7 protein-coding genes are annotated in these 4,512 nt (G+C 59.6%); 6 read left to right on the top strand and 1 reads right to left on the bottom strand.

The features are described from left to right. Nucleotides 1-188 (bottom strand): ParB-like protein (locus WB528_RS22590; protein WP_423890842.1); only part of this gene is annotated, 188 nt, incomplete at its 3' end. A 69-nt stretch (nt 189-257) separates the two neighbouring features. On the opposite strand from WB528_RS22590, the gene WB528_RS22585 reads away from it, so the two are divergent. From WB528_RS22585 to WB528_RS22560, 6 genes are all read left to right on the top strand, one after another. Then, nucleotides 258-1,142 (top strand): ion channel, encoded by an 885-nt coding sequence (locus WB528_RS22585; protein WP_423890840.1) that lies wholly within the window; start codon nt 258-260, stop codon nt 1,140-1,142. Nucleotides 1,143-1,233: 91 nt separating this feature from the next. Beyond that, nucleotides 1,234-1,578: a hypothetical protein gene (locus tag WB528_RS22580; protein WP_423890838.1), complete on the top strand. Its 345-nt coding sequence runs from the start codon at nt 1,234-1,236 to the stop codon at nt 1,576-1,578. A gap of 224 nt (nt 1,579-1,802) precedes the next feature. Next, nucleotides 1,803-2,090, top strand: a complete 288-nt coding sequence (locus tag WB528_RS22575) for an acyl carrier protein (RefSeq protein ID WP_072815786.1) — start codon at nt 1,803-1,805, stop codon at nt 2,088-2,090. A gap of 10 nt (nt 2,091-2,100) precedes the next feature. Continuing rightward, on the top strand, nt 2,101-2,571 hold the full coding sequence (locus WB528_RS22570; RefSeq protein ID WP_423890836.1) for a 3-hydroxyacyl-ACP dehydratase FabZ family protein: 471 nt from the start codon (nt 2,101-2,103) through the stop codon (nt 2,569-2,571). Next, entirely contained in the window at nt 2,568-3,764 is a 1,197-nt protein-coding gene (locus tag WB528_RS22565) for a beta-ketoacyl-ACP synthase (protein ID WP_423890834.1), read from the top strand. The genes WB528_RS22570 and WB528_RS22565 overlap by 4 nt, the downstream gene beginning before the upstream one ends. Before the next feature lie 18 nt (nt 3,765-3,782). Then, a partial coding sequence (locus WB528_RS22560; protein WP_423890832.1) for a beta-ketoacyl synthase N-terminal-like domain-containing protein occupies nt 3,783-4,512 on the top strand: 730 nt, incomplete at its 3' end.

The raw sequence follows: 4,512 nt of genomic DNA, 5'->3' as shown, positions 1-4,512 counted from the left end.
ACGTAGTATCGCTTGTCGGGTCCTTTAACTACCGGGATCATGTGTTTACCGAGTGTCTCCGCCTGCTTCTTCTTTTCGCGAAAGCGCTTGCGCTTTTCCTTTACCTCGCGCATCCCGACGGTCATCTGGGTCGGGCGAAGCGAAAGAATTGGAATCGGGTGGATCAGCGGTTCGCGCACGTTCGACATGACTGGACATCCCCCTGCCGGATTGTGAAATATGCCGTCTAGGTTCGTTCGACTATGGCATGACGGGTGATGCTGGAAAAGCTGAAGGAGCGCATATCGAAGTCGCGAGTCATCGCGTTTGGCGACCGCGAAATCATCACCGAGGGGCTTGATCTCAGCTTCTGGGCCGACATCAGTCATCGTTGCATGACGGCGTCATGGCCATCGTTCATCGCGGGCGTCGTGGTTGTCTTTATTGTCTTCAACGCGGCCTTCGGCCTGCTCTACTGGCTTGGAGACGAGCCGGTCTCGAACGTCGCCCGCAACGACTATCTCGACTACCTCTATTTCAGCATCGAAACGCTTTCGACCGCCGGTTACGGCGACATGCATCCGCAGACCCACTACGGTCACTTCGTCTCGGCGGTCGAGCTTTTGACAGGCATCTTTTCAATGTCGCTGATGACCGGGCTGATCTTTGCCCGGTTTTCGCGGCCAAGCGCCCGGTTGCTGTTTGTCAACAATCCGGTGATCGCAACCCAGGACGGAAAGCCGACGTTGATGGTTCGTCTTGCCAACGAACGCCACAACATCATCGGCAATGCGACCGCACGGCTGTGGGTGCTCAAGAATACGATCACCAAGGAGGGCCGGGCTATCCGGCGCTTCAACGAGCTTTCCCTTTTGAAGAACGAGCACCCCGCGCTCGCATTGAGCTGGACGCTCTATCATGTCCTTGACGAACAGAGTGAGCTCTTCAATCTCGGCGCCGAAGACCTGAAAGCGGCCAACATCATGCTCGTGGTCGTCGTATCCGGATATGACGTTGTTGCGGCACAAACCATCCATGCCCGCAAATCTTACGATCATACCGACATCCGGTTCGGCCAGCGCTATGCCGATATCCTTGAAAACCTCGAGGACGGCCGGATTCGAATCGACTACGGCAAGTTCCATCACACTTTAGACGAATGAATTTTCCGCTTATCCGGCTAATTCCTATTTCTTCTTCGGGAAACTACGCAGGCGTGCTAAAGTAAGCAAAGTCATGCCGGAGCTGGCACCCGTGAGACCCCAGCGACCCATCGTATCGGTCCCGTCGGAAGATGAGCACCGCGTGCTCGAATTCCGGCCGCGCCCCGGGTCTCCCTTGGCTCAGCGCGGAAGCCATCCTTCGTTTGTCCATCGGCTCGAAGTCGCCAACGATCTGTCGCGCTATGAGCTCGACCACGAAGACGGCAACGATTATCGACAGCGGATGCTGGCAAATGTGGCCGCTTTCGCCTTCACCATGGCGCTGCTGGCGATCGGCATCTGGCTGACCGTGAGCATTGCCCACCTGCGGCGAACCCAGGATTGTGTCCTGATGGGCCGCCACGATTGCGTCCAGATTACCGTGCCACAAAACTAGCAGTGACCGGGCTGGGCGAACTTGCCACGTCGGCAATACTCAGCAAAAGGCGCCTCTGCCCCGGGAAATCAGCCACCACAGGCGATGACCACCTCCATTGAACTCAGGGCTGCGCTCCGATATACGGGCTTTCGGCTCCGGGTGGTGGACAGGGCCGGCCCCGGGGCCGCCGACCGCCGTCCTATATCTCCGGAATTTATCTTCAATATATCAAAGGTTTAGTGATGTCCTCTACATTCGATCAAGTGGCAACGATTATCGCTGAAACCTGCGACATACCGCGCGACACGATCACGCCGGAAAGCCACGCGATCGACGATCTGGGGATCGACAGCCTCGATTTCCTCGACATCGCCTTTGCGATCGACAAGGCATTCGGGATCAAGCTCCCGCTGGAAAAGTGGACCCAGGAAGTCAACGACGGCAAGGCGACGACCGAACAATACTTCGTCCTGAAAAATCTGAGCGCCCGGATCGACGAATTGGTTGCGGCCAAGGGCGCAAGCGCCTAATCGCGCGACGATGCAACTCGAATATTTCCACCTCATTGATCGCATCGTCGACCTCAAGATCGACGAGAAGAAGATTATCGTCGAAGCGACGGTTCCAAAGGAAAGCACGATCTTCGAAGGACATTTTCCCGGCTACCCGCTGATGCCGGGCGTGCTACTGATCGAATCCATGGCGCAGGCCTCCGGCTGGCTTCTGCTCGGGTTGCTTAAATTCGAGCGGATGCCGATTCTCGCCGCCGTGAAAGAGGCCAAAGTGCGCGGCTCGGTTTTCCCGGGCGATCTCATCACTATCGAGGCAAGTCTCGCTCATGAAGGCTCGGGTTACGCAATGACCGAAGCGAATATCCGGGTTGGCGGGAAGCTGCGCGCAAACTCAGCACTTACCTTCACACTGATCCCCTTCCCCAACCCGGATATGCGCGGATACATGGAGGCGGTGGCCCAGCGTGTCGGATTTCCGCAGCAGGCCAACACCCCATGACTGAAACAAAGCCTGCAACCGAGGTCTGGATCACCGGCATAGGTCTTGCGACTTCGCTCGGCGAAGGCCTGGATGCCCATTGGGACGCGCTCAATCAGCATCGCATCAATGTCGACGAAAAGGGTTTTGCGCCTTGCGTGGTTCATCCGCTGGCGCAGATCAACCTCGACGCCCAGATTCCGAAGAAGGGCGATCAGCGCCAGATGGAAGCCTGGCAGCGAATCGGCACCTATGCGGCGGGATTGGCGCTGGAATCCGCTGGCGTCAAGGGCAACGTCGAAATCCTCGCGCGCATGGACATGGTCGTCGCTGCCGGTGGCGGCGAACGCGACCTTGCCGTGGATTCCAATATCCTGAACCTGGAAGCGAAGGGCAATTCGGCGCCCGGCTTTCTCAACGAACGGCTGATGAGCGACCTGCGCCCGACGCTTTTTCTGGCGCAGCTATCCAATCTCTTGGCCGGAAATATCGCCATCGTGCACGGCGTCACCGGGTCGTCCCGCACCTTCATGGGTGAGGAAGCGTCCGGCGTCGACGCTGCGAGGATCGCGCTTGCCCGTATCGCCGCCGGCCAAAGCGACATCGCGTTGATCGGCGGTTCGCAAAACGGAGAGCGCAAGGATTTGCTGGTTCTCTACGAATTCGGCGGCTTCAACCTGAAGAACAAATTCGCACCCGTCTGGGAGCGCGGCGAATCCGGTGGCTTCGCCCTGGGATCGGGCGGCGCATTTCTCGTCATCGAATCGAAAGCCCACGCTGAAGCACGCGGCGCCAAACCGTTTGCGCGACTCGTCAACGTCGTCGCTGACATGGCGCGCCGCAAACAGGCGGGCGATGTGACGTCGACGCTGGATAGGCTGTGGGCCAAGCTCGGCAAGGTCGGCGACAAGGCCGCGATCATTACCGGTGCAACCGGCGTCGAACCCGCCACCTCCGAAGAGCGTGCATTCCTCAAGACCCACGGGAAGCTTCCTGTGCGCGCGGCCGGAACGGTGTTTGGCCACACCATGGAAGCACAATTTCCGTTGGGATTGGCGCTGGCGGCATTGTCATTGTCGCGCGGCGCATTGTTTCCGCCCAACAGCGCCTCCCCGTTCGAGGTTGAAATGTCCGAACGCCCAACCCAGATTGTCGTGATCGGGGTCGGTCACTGGCGCGGCGAAGGCATGGCGCTGGTCGAAGCGGCCAAGTGAACTTACGCGGGGGAAAACATGACAGCTACACACGATAAGTTCGGCAGGCCGATTGTCGTCGTAACCGGCATGGGCGTTGTCACCTCACTTGGTGCTGGCAAGGAAGATAACTGGAAAAAGCTCACGGCGGGCGAGTCCGGCATTCGCACCATCACCCGCTTTCCGACCGACGGACTGAAGACGACCATGGCCGGCGCGGTCGATTTCATTCCGATCGAGCCGTTTTCTTCCACCGATCTTTCGGAACGGCTCGGCGAACTCGCCGCCGAAGAGGCTGTGGCCCAGGCCAGCATCGGAAGCAAAGGCGATTTTCCCGGGCCGCTGTTCCTCGCGGTCGCCCCGGTTGAGGTCGAATGGCCGCAGCGCCAGGAGCTCGGGCGCGCGATCGGGCCTTCCACCGAAGTCGACTACGACGCCATGCTGCGGGTCAGTGGCGGCGGCCGCTACACGGCTTATCATCCGCGATTTCTGTTCGGCTCCGTCGCAGATCATCTTGCTGAAGCGTTCGGCACCAAGGGTTCACCGATCTCGTTGTCCACCGCCTGCGCCTCGGGCGCTACCGCCATCCAGCTCGGCGTCGAGGCGATCCGGCGCGGCGAGGCCGACGCCACGCTTTGCGTCGCCACCGACGGCTCGGTCAACCCGGAAGCGCTTGTGCGTTTTTCGCTGTTATCGGCGCTGTCGACCCATAACGACCCGCCGCACGCTGCCGTACGACCGTTCTCGAAGAACCGCGACGGTTTTGTGA

This window comes from Bradyrhizobium sp. (assembly GCF_049586575.1).
Taxonomy (GTDB): Bacteria; Pseudomonadota; Alphaproteobacteria; order Rhizobiales; family Xanthobacteraceae; genus Bradyrhizobium.
The sequence above is the reverse complement of the archived record's forward strand: the minus strand, read 5'-3'. Positions and strand labels throughout refer to the sequence as shown.